The following is a 23,429-nucleotide window of genomic DNA, read 5'->3' on the forward strand; positions in this document are numbered from 1 at the left end:
TCGCGCCGCCCGGTAACCCCGTCCGTTGCATCCGCCCCATGGACCACGGCGGACCCTATCATTGGCATACCGCAATGTCTTTGACGATTCAGGGAAAGATTGCATCACTTATCGAAGAATCTTCGGTCAAAAGAATTTGAAAGGACGGAAGATTGCGCCGCCGCCGAGCCGCCATTTGAGCTGGCGAAGGGGCGGCGCAGGCCCGGTTTCCCTACTTGACGACGAAGCCGTGGGCGAACGGATCGCGCTCGTCGATGAAGATGGTGTTGAAGCCGGTCTGCCGCGCCCAGCCGCCGATCGAGGGAATGATCGCCGGCCTGTTGCCGACGCCGACTTCCTTTTCCACGCGCCCCTTGAACAGCGAGCCGATGATGGATTCATGCACGAAATTGTCGCCTGCCTTCAGCTTGCCCTTGGCGTGAAGCTGCGCCATGCGCGCTGACGTGCCGGTGCCGCAGGGCGAGCGGTCGATGGCCTTGTCGCCGTAGAAGACGGCGTTGCGCGCATGCGCTTGCGGGTCGCGCGCCGCCCCGGTCCACAGCATATGCGAGAGCCGGTTGATGTCGGGATTTTCCGGATGCACGAACGTGTACTTCTCGTTCAGCCGCTGGCGCACCACCGGGCTCCAGGCGACCAGTTCGCCGGCCGAATAGTCGGCCATGTCGGAATAGTTCTTCTGAGGCTCGACGATGGCGTAGAAATTGCCCCCATAGGCGACGTCGACGGTGATCTCGCCGAGCACCGGACACTCCACCGTCAGCCCCTCCGCATAGAGGAAGGATGGCACGTTGGTGATGCGCACTTCCTCGACGAGGCCGTTCACTTCGCGGTACTCGGCCTTCACCAGCCCGGCCGGTGTATCGAGGTGGAGCACGCCCGGCGTCTTCGGCTTCACCAGCCCGTTCTCGATGGCCATGGTGACGGTGCCGATCGTGCCGTGGCCGCACATCGGCAGGCAGCCCGACGTCTCGATGAACAGGATGGCGATGTCGCAGTCCGGCCGCGTCGGCGGATAGAGGATGGAGCCCGACATCATGTCATGGCCGCGCGGCTCGAACATCAGCCCTGTGCGGATCCAGTCGTATTCGGCCAGGAAATGCGCCCGCCGCTCCATCATCGTCGCGCCGTCGAGCAGCGGCCCGCCGCCGGCGACGAGCCGGACCGGATTGCCGCAGGTGTGACCGTCGATGCAGGTGAAGGTGTGGCGAGACATTTCGATGCGATCCGATGGTTGAAGGAATGACTGGAGCGAAATAAAGGCTAGAACCGCTGCGCGCGGAACGGCCGAATGTCAATTGCCGGGGCCTGGCACGCAATCAGGTCGCGGATCAGCCGGCCGGTCGCTGCGGCCTGCGTCAGGCCGAGATGGCCATGGCCGAAGGCGTAGAAGACGCCGGGCGCGCGGGCAGCGCCGATGACAGGCAGCGAATCCGGCAGCGACGGACGGAAGCCCATCCATTCGCGGCCGCCCTCGGCCTTGAGGCCCGGCAGGAACCGCTTCGCCTTTTCGAGCATCGCCCTGGAGCGGGCATAATTCGGCGGCCGCTTCAGGCCGGCAAGCTCGACGGCGCCGCCGATGCGCAGGCCGGTGGACAATGGCGTGATGACGAAGCCGTGGCCGGAGAAGGTCAGCTGCCGCTTCACGTCGAAGGCGTCGGCGGGAAGCGTGGTGTTGTAGCCGCGCTCGGTTTCCAGCGGGATCGCCTCGCCGAGTTGCCCGGCCAGCAGATGCGACCAGGCACCGGCGGCGATCACCAGCTTTGCGGCCTTGCGCGACGAACCGTCGGCAAGATGAAGCGTTGCGCCACTCGCGCCGGCCTCGGCGCGAACGACCTCGCCGCGCTCGAAGCGAGCGCCCTTTTTCTCCGCATAGGCCCACACCGCCTTGCCGAGCAGCTTGGGGTCGGCCACCGTCTTCCATCCGGGCACGAACGTGCCCTTGACGAAGCGCGGCGCCAGCCCCGGCTGCAGGCCGGCGAGTTCCGCGCCCTCGACATGGCGATAGACGATACCGAAACGATCGCGCGCCACCCAACCCGGCAGGGAAGCAGCAAATTCGGCCTCGCTCTCGTAAAGTTCGAGCGAACCGTCCTCCCGCAGCATCGTTGCGGTTCCGGAACGATCCATGAGTCCGGCCCATTCCGCCTCGGCGAGACGCATCATCGCAGCTTGGGCGACGAGGCTCGCTTCGCGGTTCTTCGCCGCGCCGGCCCGCCAGAAGCGCCACAGCCACGGCGCCAGATGGGGCAGATAGGTTGGCGGCACCGAAAGCGGCCCGAGCGGATCGGCCAGCCACCTCGGCAGGTTGCGCATCATGCCCTTCTGCGCCAGCGGCAGCACGTCGGAGAAAGCGAAGGCCGCAGCATTGCCCGAGGACGTTTCCTCCGAGATCCCGGTGCGGTCGATGACGGTGACGGCGTGGCCGGCCTCGACCAGATGCGCCGCGATGCAGATGCCGACAATCCCTGCTCCGACGATGACGACGTCGTCCGAGGACAAGGCAGCATTCATCGACGGGAACCCCACACTGTGCCGTTCCCCTTCACCTTCGCCTCGACGCCTTGCCGGGCTTTTCGCGAAAGAGAGCCGGCCGCACTCGGCCTGCTTCAAGTGGTTGCAGACCGGATGCGCCCGCTTGACCCGCTTGATATATCAGGTGAATATCTGCCGAAAAATCAATTGTCAACGTGGCATTCGGCTCGATATATCAACGCGATTCCAGAGGAGGCGACGGCATGGATGCTTTGGTGACCCAGCGGGACCCGTCGACCGAACTGGCCAGCGCCAAGGCCTATCGCGGGCTCGAGAAGATGATCGTCACGCTCGAGCTGGCGCCCGGCGCGGTGGTCACCGAGCGCGTGCTGATCGAACATCTGTCGCTCGGCCGCACGCCGGTGCGCGAGGCGATCCAGCGGCTGACCTGGGAGGGCCTGTTGGAAGTCAGGCCGCGCGCGGGCATCGTCGTCGCTCCCCTCAACGCCGCCGACTGGCTGCGCGTCATCGATGCCCGGCGCGGCGTCGAGACCGTGCTTGCCCGTTCGGCGGCACGCTTCCTCGCCGCCGATGCCGCCCCCCACTTCCAGGCGACGGCACTGGCCATGCACGACGCGGTTCTGGGCAACGACGTGCTCGGCTTCCTCGAAGCCGACAAGTCGCTGGACGAGGCGCTGACGCGCGCCGCCGACAATCCCTTCGCCGCGCGCCTGGCGGCTCCCCTGCAGACGCACAGCCGGCGTTTCTGGTACCGCTTCCAGAGCGGCACCGGGCTCGCCGAATCGGCCGCCAACCACGTCGCCCTGATCGGCGCTGTCCTCGACCGCGACGAGGAGCGCGCCGGCATCGAGGCCGACCGGCTGATGTCGCTGCTCAGGCTGCATGCGCAGGCGGCCGCCATGCGCTGACCGCACGGCGCGGGGCCGGCGCCGTTCAAGCCGTTTTGAGAAAATTTCCATGCCATGTCGGAACCGTCCGCCGTGAGCCGTCCTTGCCGCATCGCTGACGATCGATGAACAAGGAGGGACACGATGAGCGAGACCGCAAGAACAAGGATCGGCTACGGGCTTTCAGGGCTTTTCGTCCTGTTCATGCTGGGCGCGTCGGTCGCCCCGAAACTGCTCGGCATGCCCGTCGCCGAGGAAACCATGGCGGCGCTCGGCTGGCCCGCCGGCTATACGGTGCCGATCGGCATCCTCGAACTCGTGCTGACGTTGCTCTATATCGTTCCGCGCACCAGCGTGCTGGCCTCGGTGCTGTTCATGGGCCTGTTCGGAGGCGCGATGGCGACGCAGATCCGCATCGGCAATCCGCTATTCAGCCATGAACTGTTCGCCGTTTATCTCGGCGTCTTCATGTGGGGCGGCCTGTGGCTGCGCGACCCGGCCCTGCGCGCGCTGTTTCCACTGCGCGGCAAAACTTCGCCCTGAACCGGACCCGCCCGCTTTCGCGGCATCAAAAGGAGGAAAATCCCATGGGCAAGACCATCGCCATTCTCGTCGCCCGCCTGATCTTCGCCGGGGCCTTCGCCATGGCCGCAGGCTTCAAGTTCGCCGGCATGCAAATGACGGCGGATTACATCGCCGCCGCCGGCTTCCCCTTCCCGCTGTTTCTTGCCTGGGTAGCGGCGGCCTTCGAAGTATTGCTGGTGCTTGCCTTCCTCACCGGCGCCTTCTTTTCGGAGGCTGCGCTGCTTGCCGCCGTCTACGTGATCTTCCTCGCCTTCGCCTTCCACGGCCCATCGCACTGGCAGGGCAACCAGGCTGAATTCGGCTTCTTCGTCGACCACTTCACCTTCCTCGCCGGCCTGCTCTTCGCTGCTGTGCACGGGCCGGGCGAGAAGTTAGCGATGAAGGCGGGATTGATCTGGAAGTAGCTATGAGAAACGGCACCGACGCCAAATTCGTCTCAGGCTGAGTCGAAAATGGCGCGGACTGGAGCACCGAAGCGGAGCGTACTTAAAGTACGTGAGCATCGGAGCGCACAGCCGCGCCATTTGCAGACCAGCCTCAGGCGAATTTTTACTTCATCGTCGGCATGGCGAATTCGGCGCCTTCCTTGACGCCCTGCCCGCGCGCCCGCAGCCGAAGGCGAGGACGCGCAAACAAGGAATCCGTCGGGCTATTTCATCGTCGGCATGGCGAACTCGGCACCTTCCTTGACGCCCGACGGCCAGCGCTGGGTGACCGTCTTGGTCTTGGTGTAGAAGCGCACCGAATCCGGACCGTACTGGTTGAGGTCGCCGAAGCCGGACTTCTTCCAGCCGCCGAAGGTGTAGTAGGACACCGGCACCGGGATCGGCACGTTGACGCCGACCATGCCGACATTGACGCGGGCTGCGAATTCGCGCGCGGCGTCGCCGTCACGGGTGAAGATGGCGACGCCGTTGCCGTATTCATGCTCGGAGGGCAGGCGCACCGCCTCCTCGAAGTCGTGCGCGCGCACCACCGAAAGCACCGGGCCGAAGATCTCTTCCTTGTAGATGCGCATGTCCGGCGTCACGTCGTCGAACAGGCAGCCGCCGAGATAGAAGCCGTTCTCGTAGCCCTGCATCTTGAAGCCGCGACCGTCGACGACCAGCTTGGCGCCTTCCTCGATGCCGAGGTCGACATAGCCGCGCACGCGATCCAGTGCCTGCTTGGTCACCAGCGGGCCGTAGTCGGCGCTCGGGTCGGTCGACGGGCCGATCTTCAGGCTCTCGACGCGCGGGATGAGCTTTTCGACAAGCTTGTCGGCGGTCGCCTTGCCGACCGGCACGGCGACCGAGACGGCCATGCAGCGCTCGCCGGCCGCACCGTAGCCGGCGCCGATGAGGGCATCGACCGCCTGGTCCATGTCGGCGTCGGGCATGATGATCATGTGGTTCTTGGCGCCGCCGAAGCACTGCACGCGCTTGCCGTTGGCGCAGCCGCGCGCATAGATGTACTGCGCGATCGAGGACGAGCCGACGAAGCCGACGGCGGAGATGTCCTCATGGTCGAGGATGGCGTCGACCACTTCCTTGTCGCCGTTGACGACGTTGAGGATGCCCGCCGGCAGGCCGGCTTCCAGCATCAGTTCGGCGAGCTTCATCGGCACGCCCGGATCGCGCTCCGACGGCTTCAGGATGAAGGCGTTGCCGCAGGCGATGGCCGGCGCGAACTTCCACATCGGGATCATCGCCGGGAAGTTGAACGGCGTGATGCCGGCGACGACGCCGAGCGGCTGGCGGATCGAGTAGAGGTCGATGCCGGGGCCGGCGCCCTCGGTGTATTCGCCCTTCATCAGGTGCGGGATGCCGAGCGCGAACTCGACGACCTCGACGCCGCGCTGGATGTCGCCCTTGGCGTCGGGAATGGTCTTGCCGTGCTCGCGGGCGAGCAGTTCGGCGAGCGCGTCGTTGTCGCGCGCCACCAGTTCGAGGAACTTCATGAAGACGCGCGCGCGGCGCTGCGGGTTGGTCGCGGCCCAGGCCGGCTGGGCCGCCTTGGCATTGGCCACCGCCGCGTCGAGCTCCGCCTTCGAGCCGAGCGCCACCTTGGCGCGCACCGTGCCGTCGAGCGGCTGGAAGACGTCCTGCTCGCGCCCGGAGGTGCTCTTGACGGCCTTGCCGCCGATGAAATGTCCGTAGTGATCCATGCTATCGCTCCCTGGAATTCGATTGCCGCATTGTCCGCCTTCACGCGGCGGAAGGCAACGCGAGCCGAAACGCAACCGTTGTGCAGTAAATGTACACCGATGTTGTCCGGGACATTACTTTCTGCATATAATTCCCGCATGAACTGGGATGACGTCCGTATTTTCCTCGCCGTTGCCCGCGCCGGGCAGATCCTCGGCGCGGCCAAGCGGCTGGAACTCAACCACGCCACCGTCTCGCGCCGCTTGGCAGCGCTGGAGACGGCACTTCGGACAAAGCTGTTCCGGCGCCTCACCACCGGCTCGGAGCTGACGCCGGCCGGCGTGCGCTTCATGGAAATCGCCGAGCGCATGGAGGCCGACATGATCGCCGCTCGCGCGGCGGTGGCCGGCGAGGGCGAGGAGATATCCGGGCCGGTGCGCATCGGCGCGCCGGACGGTTTCGGTGTCGCCTTCCTCGCTCGCCGGCTCGGCGAACTGACCGCCCAGCATCGCGAACTGACCATCCAGCTCGTGCCGGTGCCGCGTTCCTTCTCGCTGTCGCGCCGCGAGGCCGACATCGCCATCACCGTCGAGCGGCCGAGCGAGGGCCGGCTGGTCGCCGGCAAGCTGGTGGACTATTCGCTCGGCCTCTTCGCCAGCCGAGCCTATGCCGAACGCCACGGCCTGCCGAAGACGGCGGCGGAACTGGCGGCGCACACGCTGATCGGCTACGTGCCGGACCTGATCGTCAGCCCTTCACTCGACTATGCCGCCGAGTTCAGCGCCGACTGGCGTTCGGCCTTCGCCATCTCATCGGCGCTCGGCCAGGCCGAGGCGGTGCGGGCCGGCGCGGGCATCGGCATCCTGCACACCTTCATTGCCCGTTCCATGCCCGATCTGGTGCCGGTGGAGGCGGTGCAACCGATCCGCCGCGCCTACTGGCTGGTCTACCACGAAAGCGTGCGCCCGCTGCGCCGGGTGCAGGCGGTCGCGGATTTCATCGCCAGGGCGGTCGAGAAGGAACGGGCGCTGTTCCTGTAGCGGCCGGCCTCAGTTGTAGCGGCTGACCGACAGCGCACCGGCGTCGACGTCCGGCTTGCGGCCGGAGATGATGTCGGCCAGCACGCGGCCCGATCCGCACGCCATCGTCCAGCCGAGCGTGCCGTGGCCGGTGTTGAGATAGAGGTTGGAATATTTCGAGGCGCCGATGATCGGCGGCCCGTCCGGCGTCATGGGGCGCAGGCCGGTCCAAAAGGTCGCCGCGCCGAGATCGCCGGCGCCGGGGAACAGGTCGCCGACGGAGTGCTCCAGCGCCTCGCGCCGTCCCTGCTGCAAGGACAGGTCGTAGCCGGCGATGGCCGCCGTGCCGCCGACGCGGATGCGGTCGCCGAGCCGCGTGATGGCGATCTTGTAGGTTTCGTCCATCACCGTCGATTCGGGTGCGGCCTTGGCGTTCACGATCGGCACGGTGATCGAATAGCCCTTGATCGGATAGACGGGGATCGGCTGGCCGAGCTTGCGCATCCAGACCGGCGAATAGCTGCCCATCGCCATGACATAGGTGTCCGCCGTCTTCTCGCCGGCGCTGGTGGAAACGCCGGTGACACGTCCCTTGTCTGTGTTGATCGCCTTTACCGTGACCCCGTACTCGAACTTGACGCCGGCGGCCGTCGCGATCTCGGCCAGCCGCGTGGTGAACATCTGGCAGTCGCCCGTCTCGTCGCCCGGCAGTTGCAGGCCGCCGACGAACTTTTCGCGCACGGCGCCGAGCCCCGGTTCGGCGGCGATGCAGCCGTCCTGGTCGAGCACGTTGAAGGGAACGCCGTACTGCTTCAGCACCTCGACGTCGCCGCCGATACCGTCGAGCTGGTACTGCTTGCGGAAAAGCTGAAGCGTGCCCTTGGCGCGGTCGTCATAGGCGATGTTGGTGGAAGCCCGAAGCGCCTTCAGCACGTCGCGGCTGTATTCAGCGATCGGCACCATGCGCGACTTGTTCACCGCATAGCGCTCGGCCGTGCAGTTGCGCAGCATCTTGAAGACCCAGCTCCACATATGCGGGTCGAGCGCCGGGCGGATGATCAGCGGGCCGTATTTCATCAGCAGCCACTTCACCGCCTTGACCGGCACGCCGGGGCCGGCCCAGGGCGAGGAGTAGCCGGGCGAAACCTCGCCGGCATTGGCGAAGCTGGTTTCCAGCGCCGGGCCCGGCTGGCGATCGATCACCGTCACCTCATGGCCGGCCTCAGCCAGATACCATGCCGACGTGACGCCGATGACGCCGCTGCCCAGCACCAGAACTTTCATGATCAATTCCCCTTGGAAACCCCGTCAGGCGGCCGAAGGACCGTCGTCGTCGCCCCCTCTGTGCCGGATTTTGGCAGGGCCGCCAAGGGGGTTCTCCGGCGGTTGCCAATCGTCACCGGCGTTGTGGACCAGTACCAGGCGACGGCTCTCGGCCGCCTTCGGCAGGACATGCCGGGAGCGTCGGGCCGCCTCGGGCTGGTAAAGTACCTTGTCGAGCACGATCCGCTCCGGCCGCACGCCGGGCCGCTCGAACAGCACCGTCTCGCCTTCGCTGAGCCCGAGCAGGGCAAGGCCGAGCGGCGTCGTCACCGGCAGGCCGAGGCCGACCATGCCGCGCACTTCCTGCTGGATCAGCGTGCGCGTCTGCGCCGGCGCATCGCCGACACGGAACAGCACCCGGCTGTTCAGCGTCGCCACGCCCGGATCGACGCCGTCGACCAGCACGACGCGCGCGTCGGCAAGCTTGCGCTCCAGCGCCGGCACGATGGCGTCGCCGAAGCCGCGCCGCCGCTCCAGCATGACCTCGAGGATGGAGTAATCCTTGGCGGTGAGGCAGCAACGGCCATGCGCGCTCATCACACCCTCTCCTGCTCGGACGGCAGGGCTACGGCGGCGATATGCGCCGCAAGCCGACGCCCGTCACGCGTCGACCAGGTGATGGACTGGCCGGCCCTGGTGCCGATCAGCGCAGCGCCCAGCGGCGTCAGCACCGAGATCCGCCCGGCGGCGATGTCGGCCTCGGCCGGATAGACGAGCACGATCTGCTGCGGCCCCTCATGGCCTTCCAGCGTGACGGAAGACCCCATTCGTACCACGTCCGCGGGCAGCCTGCCCGGCGTGGTGACGACGGCGCGATCCATTCCGGCGAGCAGGCCGGCAGCGGCCGGCACGCGCTCGAGCGCTGCTTCCGCCAGGCCGGTCAGGCGGTTGTAGTCGGCCTCGCTGACGACGATCTTCGGCGGCGGCCTTTCCTTGATGGCATGTTGCATGTCGAACTCCTTTGATTGCGTTGTGACATGGGAAGGATCGACGCGCGGCCGGGGCGATCCGGGTTGCCTGCGACGTCGATGGCGATCCGTCTTGCGGACCGTTTCGGTTATGGATGGAAAGAAAAGACGCCCCGGTTCATACAGCCACGCACGGCCGTGCCGGGGCTACGCTCCCGCGATGGGGCAGACCCTGAAAAAGGTGCTGTTGGCGTGTCTGTTCATGATCCGAACGTGGGTGACGGGGCGCGGTTTGTCAAGCTGGCCGGCCACGGCCCTCTTGTCTCATGTGCCGAGATAGCGGCGATGGAAGCGATGGCCGAGGCTGGTCAGCACCTCGTAGGCGATGGTGCCGGAATAGCGGGCTACCTCGTCCAGCGTCTGCGAAGGCCCGATCATCTCCACCATGTCGCCCGCCTCGAGGCCACCTTCCGGCAGGTCAGAGACGTCGAGGATGATGGAATCCATCGACACCCGGCCGATGAAGGGGAGCCGCACGTCCTTGAAATGCGCGAAAGCGGCGGCGCGGCGGCGCCAGCCGTCGGCGTAACCCAGCGAAATGGTCGCCACGCGAAGCGGACTGTCGGCGATTGCCGTGTGGCCATAGCCGATGCCGACGCCCGCGCCGATCGTGCGTGTCTGGATGACCTTGGCCTCCAGCCGCACCACCGGGTGCATCGGATTGTCGACATCCGGCGTCGGGTTGATGCCGTAGAGCGCCGCGCCCGGACGGGCCAGGTCGAAATGCCACTCAGGCCCGAGGAAGATGCCGGAAGAATTGGCGAGCGAGGCGGGGGCTGCCGGCAGCAGCCGGCGCAACCGCTCAAATGCGGCAAGCTGGGCGCGGTTGGCCGCATGGTCCGGTTCGTCGGCGCAGGCGAGATGGCTCATCACCAGGACAAGGTCCAGACCTGTGAATGCTTCGGCATCGGCCGCTACCGCCTCGACCTCCACCGGGGGCATGCCGAGCCGCGACATGCCGCTGTCCACCTGCACGGCGACGGGCAGCTTGCGGCCGAGCCGCCGCGCGGTGGCGCGCCATGCGGCGAGCTGGTCGGTACTGTTGGCGACCGGGATCAGGCCGGCCGCCGCCGCTTCGCCCTCGGCGCCCGGCGGCAGGCCGTTGAGGACATGGATCGCCGGTCCGGTCCCGAGCGCGGCGCGCAGATCGATGCCCTCGCTGGCATTGGCGACGAAGAAGCTGTCGCAGCCTTCCTTCTGCAGGGCACGCGCGATCACGGCGGCGCCGAGGCCGTAGCCGTCGGCCTTCACCACGCCGGCGCAGCGCGTGCTGCCGAGCCGCGTCTTCAGCCGCCGGTAGTTCTCGCGCACCGCGCCAAGGTCGATCGTCAGCACCGCGCCGGCGGTCACAAGATCCGGCCCGTCCGCCTCGTTCAATCGCTCGACAATCCCGTCCACGTCAGTCTCCAAACCGTTGCTCATGAGGCAACGCCCTTCAAGAGATAACACGGATGCCGCGCACGATCCTCGCGAAAGCCTCCGCTTTCCGGGAGGCTCCGTCAAGGAAACACGGCGTTTGCAAGCAAGATCGCACGGAACCGCGACCGCCCGGCTTTATGCGCCGGCCCGGTTCGCCGACGCTCAGCCGGCGAGGTGCCGGAACGCCGCGACCACCTGTTCGTAGACGGCGCGCTTGAACGGCACGATCAGGTCGGGCAGGTCGGCCATCGGCCTCCAACCCCATTCGTCGAATTCGGCCGTATGGCCTCCCGGTGGTGGATTGATGCGGATTTCGTCCGCATCGCCATGGAAGCGGAAGGCGAACCATTTCTGCGTCTGGCCGCGATATTTGCCCTTGAAGGCGACGCCGACCAGATGGCGCGGCAGGTCGTAGTCGATCCAGTCCGCCGCTTCGGCAAGCAGCGTCAGGCTCTGCATGCCGGTTTCCTCGAAAATCTCGCGCTTTGCCGCTGCGAGCGGTTCTTCGCCCTTGTCGATGCCGCCCTGCGGCATCTGCCAGAGCTGCGTGGTGCCGGAGAACTCGCTGTCGGGCTCTGCGATGCGCCTGCCCACCCACACCAGCCCGCCGGCGTTGAGCACCATCACGCCGACGCAGGGGCGGTAGGGCAGGCTTTCGGGATCGACGGGCTTTTTCGTCTTGCCGGACATCGGACTTCTTTCCGTTTTGGGGAGACCAGTCTTACTGATTCTCGGGATCGGCGGCGACGGCCGAGAACGGCACGATCTCGATGCCGCGCCGCTTCGCCTCGCCGACCCAGGAGGCGACGGCATCCACCGTCACGTCGAAGGCCGAGCCGGTGCCCAGCGCAAAGCCCTTGGCACGCGCGGTCGCTTCGAGCTGATCGAGCTTCTTCAGGATGGCGCCGCGATCCTGCACGTCGTCGATGACGGTGTCGCCCACCGCCAGCGGCACGCGGTCGGCCGCCGCCAGTTGCGGGGCGAGGCTGCGCGCCGACGAGCCGTCGTCGAGATAGCCGAGGCCGCGCTTGGCCAGCTCAGCCATCACCGGCGCAAGCGCTGCCTGATCGGCCGAGAAGCGCGCGCCCATATAGTTCATCACGCCGGTGTAGTTGGTGGTGCGCGCCAGCGCCCAGCGCAGCCTTTTCAGATTCTCGTCCGGTGACGCATCGACGGTCAGCGTGTTGCGGCCGGGATTGACGTTGGGAAAGTCGAACGGCTCCAGCGGCACCTGCATCATGATCTCGTGGCCGGTGCGGCGTGCTTCCTGCATCCAGCGGCCGATGGAATTGCCCTGCGGCGCGAAGGCCAGCGTCACCTCGCCCGTCAGCCGCGCGATCGCCGCTTGCGTGCCGGTCTGCGACACGGCGAGGCCTCCGATGACGATCGCCACCTTGGCGCCGCGCGCGCCCGACCACGGCCGGGCATAGACGTCGAAAGGTCGCCGTCCGTCGGCCGCGCGCACCGGCAGCGGGCCGCTCTCGGCTAGTTCGATCAGCGCCTGGTCGGGCACATGGGCGACGGCGAGGTTCTGCGTCAGCGCCGAGGGATCGCGCACGACGATGCCGGCCGGACCGCCGGTCTCGGTCGGCTGCACGTGGATGATCTGCGGTCCGTCCTTCTTCGGCGACGCCGGTTCGGCTTTCGGTTGCACCGCGACCGGCTGTGCCGGCGCGGCCTCCACCGGAGCCGGCGTCGTCACCGCCACCGTCGCCGGATTGCGGAACGGCTGCTTCCTGAGCGCGATCACGCCCGAGATGCCGACAAGAGCTACGGCGACGAGCAGGGCGGCGACCTGGCCCGCGCCGAAGCGCCGGCCCGGCTCACGGCGGGGCTTCAGCCCCTGCCCAAGCGGACGCTCGATCTCCTTGCCCAGTTCAGCCAACCCGCAAACCCCTGCCGCAGAATCCAGCCCCGAATCAAACTGCCGGAACCTCGCGGCCCCGGCAGGATGGCATTGCTCCGCTCCTGCGGCCAGAGTTTTGGCCGGCCGCGCGGACGGGGAGCGGACTTACTGGTTCATCACCGCCTTGTCCGGATTGGGCGGGAAGGCCGGATCGGTCTTCTGCCCGCGCAGCAACTCCTCGGCGTATTTGAGCTGCAGGTCGTCCTTCGGGTCCGGCGGCACGTAGGCGGCCGAGCCGGAGCCCTGGTCGCTCTCGTCGGCGCCTTTGATGTGACCCTTCAGGTCCGATTCGCCGCGCGTCAGGTCGCGACCCTGCAATTCGGCCGGCACCGGCTGGTCGACCTTGATGTCGGGCGTGATGCCCTTGCCCTGGATCGACTTGCCGGACGGCGTGTAATAGAGCGCCGTCGTCAGCCTCAGCGCACCGTTCTCGCCGAGCGGAATGATGGTCTGCACCGAGCCCTTGCCGAAGGACTGGGTGCCGACGACCGTCGCCCGCTTCAGGTCCTGCAAGGCGCCTGCGACGATCTCCGAAGCGCTGGCCGAACCGCCGTTGATGAGGACCACCAGCGGCTTGCCGTCGATGTCGTCGCCGGCGCGCGCGTCGAAGCGCGTCACGTCCTTCGGGTCGCGGCCGCGCGTCGAGACGATCTCGCCGCGGTCGAGGAAGGTGTCGGAAACGCTGACCGCCTGGTCGAGCAGGCCACCCGGATTGAGCCTGAGGTCGAGCACGTAGCCCTTCAGCTTGTCCTTCGGCACCTCTTTCTTGATGTGGTCGATGGCGTCCTGCAGGTCGTCGTAGGTCTTCTCGGTGAAGGAGGTGATCTTCATGTAGCCGACGTCGTTCTCGACCCGGTACTTGACCGCCTTGACCTTGATGATGTCGCGCACCACCGTCACCTCGATCGGCTTGTCGGCCCCCTGGCGCAGGATGGTGAGCTTGATCGGGTCGCCGACCTTGCCGCGCATCTTGTCGACGGCGTCGTTGAGCGTCATGCCGTTGACGTCGGTGCCGTCGATCTTGGCGATGTAGTCGCCGGCCAGCACGCCGGCCTTGGCGGCGGGCGTGTCGTCGATCGGGGTGATGACCTTGACGAGGTTGTTTTCCATCGTCACCTCGATGCCGAGCCCGCCGAACTCACCCTTGGTCTGCACGCGCATGTCCTGCGCTTCCTCGGCGTTCATGTAGGAGGAATGCGGATCGAGCGAGGTCAGCATGCCGTTGATGGCGTTCTCGACCAGCGACTTGTCGTCCGGCGGGGTTACGTATTGCGCCCTCACCCGCTCGAAGATGTCGCCGAAGATGGCAAGCTGCTTGTAGGTTTCGGAGCCGGCCGCGTTCGCCGTCGAGCCGGGCGCACCGTAGACGAGGCTCATGGCTGACGCGCCCATAAGCGCGCCGGCAAGCAAGAGCGACAGTTTCCGCATCGTTTCAGGTCCTTCCAGAAAGACGGTCCGCCCACCACGGGGCCGGATCGACGGGTTTTCCATCCTTGCGGAACTCCACATAGAGTTCCGGCACGACATTTCCATCCGGCCGGGCCGCGGTGCTCGCCACCCTCGCCTCGCCCATCGCGCCGATCGGCTCACCCGCGAGCACGGACTGACCCGACGCGACGTTCAATTTGCTCATTCCCGCCAGCACGACATGATAGCCGCCGCCGGCATTGAGGATCAAGAGTTGGCCATAGGAGCGAAACGGCCCTGCATAAAGCACATTCCCATCCGCCGGCGCGGTGACGATGGCGCCCGATTGTGTCGCAACCATGTCGCCCTGCATCACGCCGCCGTTGCCGTCGTCGGCGCCGAAGCGGCGCTTGAACGTGCCGATCACCGGCAGCGCCATCTGCCCTTGCAGCGCCCGGAAAGGCACCGGCTGGACAAGCTGATTCGCTTCCGGCAAGGACAGCGAGGCGACCGCGTCGTCCTTGTCGTCCTGGGCCGCCGCCTTGGCGGCCGCTTTCGCCTCGGCGTCGCGCTTTTGCGCCTCGCTTTGCAGCGAGGCGATGAGGTCCTTCAGGCTGGCCGCCTTTTCGGCGAGCGCCTGCGACTTCTTCTGCTCGTCGGCCAGCGCCTGCTCGGTCTCGGCCTGCACCTTGCGCTTGACCTGCAGCAGCATCGTCAGCCGCTCCTTCTCGGCTACCTGGTCGGCCACCGCCGCCGTCAGCCGGGCCCGCTCGGCCTCGATCGAGGTGCTGACCCGCGTCAGTTCCTTCAGCTCCGCCATCAGCACGTCGGTCTGCTGGCGCAGCTCCGGCACCACCGCGCCGAGCAGGATGGCGCTGCGCACCGACGACAGCGCGTCCTCCGGCTTGACCAGGATCGCCGGCGGCGGGTTCAGGCCCATGCGCTGGAGCGCGCCCAGCACCTCGGCCAGCACGTCGCGGCGCGCATTCAGGGAGCCCCGGATGGTCTTTTCCTGGTCCTTCAGCCCTTCCAGCTTCGAGCCGATGTCCTCGATGTCCTGGCCGAGCTTCTGCTCGGTCTTGGCCGACTGGATCAGCGCCGCCGTCACCGAGGCGTGATCCTTCTTCACCGTCGCCACGTCGGCGGCGAGCTTGGCCATGCGTTCGGCCGACAGGGTGATCTCGTGCGAAACCTGCTCGTATTCGGCGCGGCTGCGGTCCGGATCGGTCGCGGCGTCCTCGGCCCGAGCGGTGCCGGCCGGACCGATGCAGGCGAAGGCAAGCAGCGCCGCCGCCAGAAGGCCGCGACGCCCGGACATTTCCATGCGGAAGACGGGCCGTTCAGACATGCACCGGCGACTGTATGCGGGGCTTCGTTAAGGAATCATCAACCATGTTCGGCCGGCCTGTGCGTCGACGCCTGACTGCGTCGGCCCAACTGCATCGACAATGGGGCGAAAATCGGCCCGGCTGCTTTCCGCGCGCGAATCAGGATCGATGGTAGGGATGGCCGGACAGGATGGTCGCCGCCCGGTAGAGCTGCTCGCCCAGCATGACGCGGACAAGCTGGTGCGGCCAGGTCAGCGCGCCGAACGACACCACCAGCTCTGCCTGGTCGCGCAGCGACTGGTCATGCCCGTCGGCGCCGCCGATGGCGACCACCAGCGCCTTGCGGCCGTCGTCGCGCATCAGGCCGATGCGGCCCGCCAGTTCCTCGGAGGTGAAGGCACGGCCGCGCTCGTCCAGCAGCATCAGCGCCGCGCCCGCCTGGAGCTGGCCCTGCAGCGCCCGGCCTTCCTCGCGCTTGCGCTCCGTTGCGGTCTGGGCTCGGCTTTCCGGCGTCTCGACGATGCCGGCGAAATCCAGCCCGACGGCCGGCCCGCTCTTGCCGAACCGGTCGAAATAGCGGTCGGCGAGTTCCCTTTCGGGGCCGGCTTTCATCCGGCCCACGGCATGTACGATGATCTTCATCCCGGTCGGGAGACGCTAGTGCAGCGTCTCCTCCTCGAGGTCCGGCGCCAGCCACATCTTTTCGAGATTGTAGAAGTCGCGGACTTCGGGCCGGAAGACGTGGACGATGACGTCGCCCGAATCGATCAGCACCCAGTCGGCGCTGGCCAGCCCCTCGACGCGCGCGGCACCGAAGCCGGCATCCTTGAGCGCCTTGAGGAGATGGTCCGCGACAGCCGCCACATGGCGATGGGAACGGCCCGACGCGATGACCATATGGTCGCCGAGCGAGGATTTTCCCTGGATGTCGATGGGGACGATGTTCTCGGCCTTGGAGTCTTCCAGACTGGCAAGAACCGTGTTGAGGGCGCGGGACGAGGCGTCGAAACCGCTGATCCCGGCCGGCGAAGGCACGACGTCGGCCTTCTTCCGCAGTGCTGTTCTCAGTGTCTTTCCTTTCGCAGCAAGAACAACCAAATCACCTGAGCAAATCAGGCGACACCACTTAGATAGGCAGAGTTGCGTTGCAGTTTCAAGACGCCGCCCGAAGGTAAGGTCCATCTTCGGTTCGCACGCGGGTTTTCACGGCTGGCGTTGCTCGTCCTCGCCGGCGAAGGCCAGCTCCACCGGCAGCGGCGCCTGCGCCGTCATCGGCTGGAAGGAGCCCGTCTCGGGCATCGGCACCGGCCGCGCCCGCACGGTGCGCCAGGCGACGAACAGCGCGTAGGCGAGCGCCAGCACGACCGAGACGTAGATGAAGGTCTGCGTGCCGTAGAACGCCGACAAGACAGTGACGATGGCCGGCACGACGAAGCCCGACAGCGACCAGGCGAACAGGAGTGACGACGACAGCGCCACCATCTCGCTCTTGTCGGCACGGTCGGCGGCGTGCGCGCTGGCCAGCGAATAGACCGTCTCGGTCGCGCCGTCCCACAGAAGGTAGATGACGATCAGCGCACCGAGCGCGCCGCCGTCGAAGCCGAGCGCGAAAAGGCCGGCCGCCGCCGCGAGCAGCGTCGCGCCGATCAGCACCTTGCGGCGGTCGGTGCGGTCCGACAGCCAGCCGAGCGGGAACTGCAGGATGAGCGTGCCGAGCGGCATCGACGCCATCAGCAGCGCCACGTCCTCCTGGCTGTAGCCCTTGGCGGTGGCGTGGATGGGGGCGAAGCCGGCCAGCGACATGGAAAGCCCGCCCACCGCCAGCATGCCGGCAAGCCCGACGGGCGAGGTGCGCCAGGCGCGGCCGAGCGCCACCGAGGCCGCGACCGGGGCCGGCGGCTGGGCAAGGCGCGTCAGGCCGACCGGGAGGATCGACAGCGCGGTGAAGGCAACGCCGATCAGCGGCACGGCGGCGGTGTGGATGTCGACCAGCGCCAACAGCATGTAGCCGATGCCGAGGCCGGCTATGTAGGCGATGTAGAAGGCGGCGAGCACGCGGCCGCGGATGGTGTTCTCCACCGCGTCGTTGAGCCAGCTCTGCGCCACCACGAACAGGCCGCAGATGGCGAAGCCATAGAGCGCCCGCGCCGCCAGCCACACGAGCGGATAGGCGCCGGCGCCGATCGCCGTGTTGGACAGCGCGATCAGCGCCGACAGCACCATGAAGGCGCGCGCGTGGCCGACGCGCCGCACCAGCGGCCCGGTCAGCACGCAGCCGGCGAGACCGCCGCCCGAAAGCCCGGTGACGATCAGCCCGGCCCAGGTCGGATCGATGCCCTCGACGCCGAGCCGGACGGGGATATAGGCGAACATCAGCCCGTTGCCGACAGCCACCAGTGCCATCGACAGGATGACGCTGGCGATCGCCACCAGCGGTGCCGGCGCGGCAGGCGCCGGCTCAGCACTTTGCGGATCCATCCCGGTGGCCTGGATATCGGTTGCGGTCATGGCGCGAGATTGCCTTGGCGTGCACGCCGCCGCCGCCGTAAAAACGACATGGCCGGGCGTGGCGCGACAGCCAGCAGCCCGCCTTGCCCCACGCCAGAAAAGAGCCGGACAACCCTATTGCGACTGCCGTGCCGCCTCCGCCACCAGCCGTTGCGCCCGGAAGGCGCTCCACTGCTGGTCGATCATCACCCCGAGCAGGATGACCCCGCCCATGACGGCGAAGTTGAGCGAGGAAGGAATGCCGAGCAGGTTGACGAGGTTCTGCAACTCCTGCAGCAGCACGGTGCCCAGCACCGCGCCGACCAGCGAGCCCTCGCCGCCACGCAGCGAAAAGCCGCCCAGAACCGCCGCCGCGATGGCGTAGAGCTCGTAGAACTGGCCGTGGCTGGCCGGCGAGATCGAGCGCGTGTACATGGCGAAATAGATCGCCGACAGCGCCGTCAGCACGCCGCAGATGACATAGGCGGCAATGACGATGCGGTCGGTATGGATGCCCGAATATTTCGCCGCCTCCTCGTTCTTGCCGATGGCGTAGAGATAGCGGCCGAACACCGAGCGGTGCAGCACGATCCACATCACCGCGGCAATGACGATCAGCGCGATGAAGGAGTTGGGAACGCCGTGGAAGCGGCCGGCGGTCAGGAACTCCAGCGACGGGAAATTCTGGCCGAAGGCGAAACCCGCCGTGCCGTCCTTGGTGTAGAAGCGCGCCACGCCGCGATAGATCAGAAGGCCGCACAGCGTCACCACGAAAGGCTGCAGTTTCAGCCTGGCGATCAGCCAGCCGTGCACCAGGCCGACGACGCCGCCGAGCACGATGATCAGCGGCAGCGCCACCGGCCATGCCATGCCGCGCGTCGCGATCAGGTCGATGAACAAGACGCCGAACAGCGCCACCAGCGAGCCGACCGAAAGCTCGATGCCGCCGGTGATGATGACGAAGGCCTGGCCGATCGACAGGATGCCGAACAGGCCGATCAGGTTGGAGGTGTTGGCGAGGTTGATCGGCAACAGGAAGCGCGGATTGATGGCGGCCACGACGACGCCGACCGCAAGGATCAGGATCAGCAGGCCCAGGTCCTTCTTGCTCATGCTCAGCCTCCCTCGCCGCCGCCGTCACAGCGGCCTGTTCTCCTAAAGGCGGCCCGTTCCCGCGCCGCCCCTCAGGCGACCGGAAACGCCGCCCCTGCGCTTTCCTTGCCTGCCGGCTTGCCGATCGCCAGCAGCAACACGTTCTCCTGGCTGAAATCGTCGCGGTCGAGATAGCCGGAAATGTTTCCCTCGTGCATGACGGCGATGCGGTCGGACACGCCGATCACTTCCTCCATGTCGCTGGAGATCATCAGCACGGCGACGCCGGCATCGGCCAGGCCGCGCATCAGCGCATAGATCTCGGCCTTGGCGCCGATGTCGATGCCGCGTGTCGGCTCGTCGAGGATCATCACCTTCGGTTTCATCGCCAGCCATTTGGCGAGCACGACCTTCTGCTGGTTGCCGCCCGACAGCGTGCCGGTGAGCGTGGCGACCGACGGCGCCTTGATGGCGAGGTTCTTCTTCTGCGCTTCGGCCGTCTCGGCCTCGCTGCGTGGCGAGACGAGGTAGCGGCGGGCATGGCGCGGCAGGTCCGGCAGCGAAATGTTCTGCGCGATCGGCAGGTCGAGCAGGATGCCGGTCGCCTTGCGGTCCTCCGGCACCAGGAAGATGCCGTTGGCGACGGCGTCGTTCGCCGCCGACAGTGCCAGCGGCTTGCCATCCAGCGCGACCGACCCGCCGAGCCGGCGGTCGATACCGAACAGGACGCGCGCCAGTTCCGTGCGGCCGGAGCCGACCAGCCCGGCAAGGCCGAGGATCTCGCCCTTGCGCAGGTCGAGGTCGACGCGGCATCCCGGATAGGCCGGCGTGCGGACGCCGCGCGCCGACAGCGCCACCGCGCCCGGTTCTCGCGCCGGCGCCAGCGCCTCGCGCGCCTTCAGCGCCCGGCCGATCATCAGCTTGACCATGGCGTCGTGGCCGATCTCGTCCCGGTCCAGCGTTCCGACCAGTGCGCCGTCGCGCATCGCCAGAACCCGGTCCGCCGCCCTCTCGATCTCGTGCAGCCGGTGCGAGATGAAGATGACCGAGATGCCCTGCGCCTTCAGCCCGGCAATGACGGAAAGCAGCCTGTCGGTCTCCGCCACCGGCAGGCTGGAGGTCGGCTCGTCGAGGATGACGAGGCGGGCCTGCATCGACAGCGCCTTGGCGATCTCGACCATCTGCTGCTGGGCGAGCGACAGCGAGGCGACCGGCGCATCGGCGGAAAAGTTGGCGCCGACCTGTTTCAGGTAGGGTTCGCAGGCGGCGCGAAGGGCTGCCCGGTCGACCAACCGCAGCGGTCCCGCGCGCAGCGGCTCACGGCCGAGAAAGACGTTGGCGGCGACGTCCAGATTGTCGAACAGGTTGAGTTCCTGATGCACGAAGGCGATGCCCGCCCGCATGCTGGAACCCACCGTCAGCCGGTCGTGCGGCACGCCGTCGACGGTGATGGTGCCCTGATCCGGTGCGGTGATGCCGCCGAGGATCTTCATCAGCGTCGACTTGCCGGCGCCGTTCTCGCCCACCAGCCCGATCACTTCGCCGGGCGCCACGCGCATGGAGAAATCCGCCAGCGCGATCACGCCGGGATAGGTCTTGCGGATGCCGTCCAGCGCCAGGAAATGCGCCCGCGCGGTCAACCCGGAAGGATCGGATGCCTTCAGCATGCTTTGAGTTTGACGTCGTTTGACAGCATGGCGCAAGCCGCTTGCTCGAACGACGGGCGGAACCGGTCCGGGGCTGCGGGCCCCGGACCAGGGCTCAGGCCCGTGCTCAGTTGCCGGCCATCGCCTTCAGGTTGGCCGCATAGGCGTCGACGTCATCCTTGCCGATGATCTTGGTCGGCACGATGATCAGCTTGCTTTCCGGGATGCCGGACTTGTCGCCCTTCACATAGGCGGCCATCAGTTTCATGCCCTGATAGGCCCATTCGAACGGCTGCTGAACGACGGTGCCGGCGATGTTGCCTTCCTTGACGCCGCCCAGCGTGATCGGGTCGTCGTCGAAGCCGACGACGGTGATCTGGCCGAGCTTGCCGGAATCGCGCAGCGCCTCGTAGATGCGCGGCGTGTTGTAGGAATAGAAGCCGACCATGCAGGTGATGTCGGGATTGGCGACCAGCGCATCCTCGACATTGGCCTTGGCGCGCGTCTGGTCGATATCGTCGCCGCGCACGTCGACAAGCTCGATCTTGGAACCGGCGAGGCCGTCCTTCATGCCCTGGATGCGCTCCTTGGCGTTGTCGGCGCCGAGCAGGCCGACGAAGCCCATGCACTTGCCGCCGTCCGGCATCGCCTTCTTGGCGATCTCGGCCGCCTGCTTGCCGGCGTCGACGTTTGAGGAGCCGATATAGGCGACGCGGTTGGTCTGCGGCGCGTCGCTGTCGGTGGTGAACAGCGCCGTCTCAGAAGCGATCTTGTTCAGCCCCTCGGTCGAGGTCTTGGGATCGACGGCCGAGACCATGATCGCCTTGACGCCGGCGGTGACGAGATCATCCATCAGCCGCTGCTGGATGGCGACCGAAGCCTGCTCGGGATATTTCAGCTCCATGTTGAAGTCGGGCAGCTCGCCCTGCGCCTTCTTGACGCCGGCTTCGGCCGCCTTCCAGAAATCGGAGGCGCCGTTGACGACGAAGGCCAGCGTCGGCTTGTCCTGCGCCGACGCCATTGTCGTGGCCGACAGACCGACCAGCAGGGCGCCGATGGCGACTGCGGTGCTGCACAGAATGGATTTCATGCTCGATAACCTCCCTGTTTCATTCAGCGCACGTCGCTGACCCGTTTTCAGTTCGCAGCCTCGATGCTTCCTCCCGCGGGCCCGTGATGGTCCGGACCCTGCCTTGCAAGTGCCGCAGCGTAAAACGGCGCCTCTCGCGAGTAAAGGTATTTGTCAGACAAATAGTGGATCACCTCATGCGTTCCCATTTGTGCCCGACACCTCCCGCAAGCGGCGACGCCTCCGCCCGCCCGGCCCTGCTGCCGCGATGAGATTGACACTACCTGTTGAATTGATATTAGTAAATATAATTAGTAATCACAGGGAAATTTTGTGCCGTCGGCCTGGAACAAGACGTTCCTCCGCAACCATGGAAATCCTTGCACACAAAGGATTACACGGCCTCCTGGCGACAGAAAAGCAGCTTCGAAGGTGCATTTATAACGTCGATTTTCTATAAATCGAAACCGCTTCCGGCTCTTGTCGCGCCGCACAGGGCTGCGCTAAAGACGCCACGACGAGGGGTGACGACGCCATGAACGATCCGGACAGTCCTGCCGCAACCGCGCCGGGCCGCCGCAAGGCGGGTCGCGTGAAGGCCGCAGGCGGACGCGTGACGATGACCGACATCGCCAGGGCCGCCGGCTGCTCGCAGGCGACGGTGTCCTTCGTGCTCAACAACACGCCCGGCATAAAGCTGTCGCCGCAGACGCGCGAGCGCGTGACGGAAGCGGCCCGCAGCCTCGGCTATCGCCTGCCCGCCGCCAATACCAGCCGGCAATCCTCCACTGCCACGATGCTCGACGGCGTTATCGGCTTCATGGTCGACCAGCTCGCCACCAGCCCGGAAGCCGTCGTCGCCATCGAAGGCGCGCGCCAGGCGTCATGGAACGCCGGCAACGTGGTGCTGGTGACGCAGACGATGAACGATCCGGTGATGGAGCCGCGCGCCGTCGAGGCCCTGAAGGCGCAGCGCCTCTCGGGCCTGATCTACATGACCATCTTCACCCGCGAGATCGACGCCCCCGCCTTCCTCTACGAGCTCGACATCCCGGTCGTGCTGCTCAACTGCCACACGGCCGACTACGCCTTCCCCGCCGTGGTGCCGAGCGAGATCGCCGGCGGCCAGACGGCGACGCGCCACTTGATCGGCCACGGCCACCGCCGCATCGCCACCATCACCGGCGAGCCGTGGATGCAGGCCGCGCAGGACCGCTTGAAGGGCTATCGCCGGGCGCTCGCCACCGCCGACATCCCTTTCGATCCCGATCTGGTGATCGAGGGCGACTGGTCGGCCAGCGCCGGCTATGCCGCGACCGTCAGGCTGCTGGCGCTGAAGGAGCGCCCGACCGCCATCTTCTGCCAGAACGACCGCACGGCGATCGGCTGCTACGAGGCGCTGAAGGAAGCCGGCCTGCACATCCCACAGGATATGTCCGTCATCGGCTATGACGACGAGGAGATCGCACGCCACCTGTTCCCGCCGCTGACGACGTCGATCCTGCCGCACTTTGCCATGGGACAATGGGCGATCGAACAACTGGAAACGCCGCCCGCCGCCGGCGGCCGGCATCCGATCGTCAAGCTGGAATGCCCGCTGGTCGAACGCCAGTCTGTAGCCGCCCCGCCGAAGCGGAAAGGCTAACACCGGACGAACGACAGGGAGCCCGGCTC

At 67.0% G+C, this 23,429-nt stretch carries 22 protein-coding genes; 5 read left to right on the plus strand and 17 right to left on the minus strand.

The features are described 5' to 3' along the window. Window positions 1–211 precede the first annotated feature (211 nt). Window positions 212–1,213, minus strand: coding sequence for a 4-hydroxyproline epimerase (locus tag FGU64_RS13235; protein ID WP_139953658.1), 1,002 nt, complete (start codon window positions 1,211–1,213; stop codon window positions 212–214). A gap of 47 nt (window positions 1,214–1,260) precedes the next feature. Next, a complete protein-coding gene (locus tag FGU64_RS13240; protein WP_139953659.1) occupies window positions 1,261–2,511 on the minus strand; it encodes an FAD-binding oxidoreductase in 1,251 nt (416 codons plus the stop codon). Between the two features lie 224 nt (window positions 2,512–2,735). Between FGU64_RS13240 and FGU64_RS13245 the strand changes: the two genes are divergently transcribed. From FGU64_RS13245 to FGU64_RS13255, 3 genes are all read left to right on the plus strand, one after another. Continuing rightward, window positions 2,736–3,401 (plus strand): GntR family transcriptional regulator, encoded by a 666-nt coding sequence (locus FGU64_RS13245; RefSeq protein ID WP_139953660.1) that lies wholly within the window; start codon window positions 2,736–2,738, stop codon window positions 3,399–3,401. 123 nt (window positions 3,402–3,524) lie between these two features. Then, on the plus strand, window positions 3,525–3,923 hold the full coding sequence (locus FGU64_RS13250) for a DoxX family protein (protein ID WP_139953661.1): 399 nt from the start codon (window positions 3,525–3,527) through the stop codon (window positions 3,921–3,923). Window positions 3,924–3,967: 44 nt separating this feature from the next. Beyond that, entirely contained in the window at window positions 3,968–4,369 is a 402-nt protein-coding gene (locus FGU64_RS13255; protein WP_136356836.1) for a DoxX family protein, read from the plus strand. Between the two features lie 245 nt (window positions 4,370–4,614). Here the strand turns inward: FGU64_RS13255 and FGU64_RS13260 are convergent, their stop codons facing one another. Continuing rightward, window positions 4,615–6,111, minus strand: coding sequence for a CoA-acylating methylmalonate-semialdehyde dehydrogenase (locus FGU64_RS13260; protein ID WP_136356833.1), 1,497 nt, complete (start codon window positions 6,109–6,111; stop codon window positions 4,615–4,617). Window positions 6,112–6,249: 138 nt separating this feature from the next. On the opposite strand from FGU64_RS13260, the gene FGU64_RS13265 reads away from it, so the two are divergent. After that, on the plus strand, window positions 6,250–7,131 hold the full coding sequence (locus FGU64_RS13265) for a LysR family transcriptional regulator (protein WP_139953662.1): 882 nt from the start codon (window positions 6,250–6,252) through the stop codon (window positions 7,129–7,131). 9 nt (window positions 7,132–7,140) lie between these two features. On the opposite strand, the gene FGU64_RS13270 is transcribed toward FGU64_RS13265, so the two are convergent. The 14 genes from FGU64_RS13270 to FGU64_RS13335 all read right to left on the minus strand — a co-directional run bounded on the left by FGU64_RS13270 (window position 7,141) and on the right by FGU64_RS13335 (window position 21,776). Next, complete coding sequence (locus FGU64_RS13270; protein ID WP_139953663.1) at window positions 7,141–8,394, minus strand: D-amino acid dehydrogenase; 1,254 nt, start codon at window positions 8,392–8,394, stop codon at window positions 7,141–7,143. A 24-nt stretch (window positions 8,395–8,418) separates the two neighbouring features. Beyond that, window positions 8,419–8,970: a nucleoside-diphosphate kinase gene (locus tag FGU64_RS13275; protein WP_139953664.1), complete on the minus strand. Its 552-nt coding sequence runs from the start codon at window positions 8,968–8,970 to the stop codon at window positions 8,419–8,421. After that, entirely contained in the window at window positions 8,970–9,383 is a 414-nt protein-coding gene (rnk, locus tag FGU64_RS13280) for a nucleoside diphosphate kinase regulator (protein ID WP_139953665.1), read from the minus strand. Before rnk ends, FGU64_RS13275 begins: the two co-directional genes overlap by 1 nt. Before the next feature lie 282 nt (window positions 9,384–9,665). After that, a complete protein-coding gene (alr, locus tag FGU64_RS13285) occupies window positions 9,666–10,799 on the minus strand; it encodes an alanine racemase (RefSeq protein WP_246671114.1) in 1,134 nt (377 codons plus the stop codon). Window positions 10,800–10,982: 183 nt separating this feature from the next. Continuing rightward, window positions 10,983–11,510 carry an RNA pyrophosphohydrolase gene (locus tag FGU64_RS13290; RefSeq protein WP_139953667.1) on the minus strand — a complete coding sequence of 176 codons (528 nt, stop codon included), beginning with the start codon at window positions 11,508–11,510 and terminating at the stop codon, window positions 10,983–10,985. A gap of 31 nt (window positions 11,511–11,541) precedes the next feature. Beyond that, window positions 11,542–12,705 carry a divergent polysaccharide deacetylase family protein gene (locus FGU64_RS13295; protein WP_139953668.1) on the minus strand — a complete coding sequence of 388 codons (1,164 nt, stop codon included), beginning with the start codon at window positions 12,703–12,705 and terminating at the stop codon, window positions 11,542–11,544. Between the two features lie 126 nt (window positions 12,706–12,831). Then, window positions 12,832–14,154 carry a S41 family peptidase gene (locus tag FGU64_RS13300; RefSeq protein WP_136356817.1) on the minus strand — a complete coding sequence of 441 codons (1,323 nt, stop codon included), beginning with the start codon at window positions 14,152–14,154 and terminating at the stop codon, window positions 12,832–12,834. Between the two features lie 4 nt (window positions 14,155–14,158). Beyond that, a complete protein-coding gene (locus FGU64_RS13305) occupies window positions 14,159–15,481 on the minus strand; it encodes a murein hydrolase activator EnvC (RefSeq protein ID WP_246671115.1) in 1,323 nt (440 codons plus the stop codon). 139 nt (window positions 15,482–15,620) lie between these two features. Beyond that, a complete protein-coding gene (gene rlmH, locus FGU64_RS13310; protein WP_139953669.1) occupies window positions 15,621–16,103 on the minus strand; it encodes a 23S rRNA (pseudouridine(1915)-N(3))-methyltransferase RlmH in 483 nt (160 codons plus the stop codon). Window positions 16,104–16,118: 15 nt separating this feature from the next. Then, window positions 16,119–16,496, minus strand: coding sequence for a ribosome silencing factor (gene rsfS / locus FGU64_RS13315; protein ID WP_136356813.1), 378 nt, complete (start codon window positions 16,494–16,496; stop codon window positions 16,119–16,121). Between the two features lie 168 nt (window positions 16,497–16,664). Beyond that, complete coding sequence (locus FGU64_RS13320) at window positions 16,665–17,939, minus strand: MFS transporter (protein WP_139955384.1); 1,275 nt, start codon at window positions 17,937–17,939, stop codon at window positions 16,665–16,667. A gap of 144 nt (window positions 17,940–18,083) precedes the next feature. Beyond that, on the minus strand, window positions 18,084–19,061 hold the full coding sequence (locus FGU64_RS13325) for an ABC transporter permease (RefSeq protein WP_139953670.1): 978 nt from the start codon (window positions 19,059–19,061) through the stop codon (window positions 18,084–18,086). 71 nt (window positions 19,062–19,132) lie between these two features. Then, window positions 19,133–20,707: a sugar ABC transporter ATP-binding protein gene (locus FGU64_RS13330; protein WP_139953671.1), complete on the minus strand. Its 1,575-nt coding sequence runs from the start codon at window positions 20,705–20,707 to the stop codon at window positions 19,133–19,135. A gap of 106 nt (window positions 20,708–20,813) precedes the next feature. Then, on the minus strand, window positions 20,814–21,776 hold the full coding sequence (locus FGU64_RS13335; RefSeq protein WP_139953672.1) for a sugar-binding protein: 963 nt from the start codon (window positions 21,774–21,776) through the stop codon (window positions 20,814–20,816). A gap of 514 nt (window positions 21,777–22,290) precedes the next feature. On the opposite strand from FGU64_RS13335, the gene FGU64_RS13340 reads away from it, so the two are divergent. Further along, entirely contained in the window at window positions 22,291–23,400 is a 1,110-nt protein-coding gene (locus FGU64_RS13340) for a LacI family DNA-binding transcriptional regulator (protein WP_180375530.1), read from the plus strand. Window positions 23,401–23,429: the final 29 nt, after the last annotated feature.

Origin of the sequence: Mesorhizobium sp. 8, assembly GCF_006351905.1 — a bacterium.
In the GTDB taxonomy this organism is placed as follows: Bacteria; Pseudomonadota; Alphaproteobacteria; order Rhizobiales; family Rhizobiaceae; genus Mesorhizobium; species Mesorhizobium composti.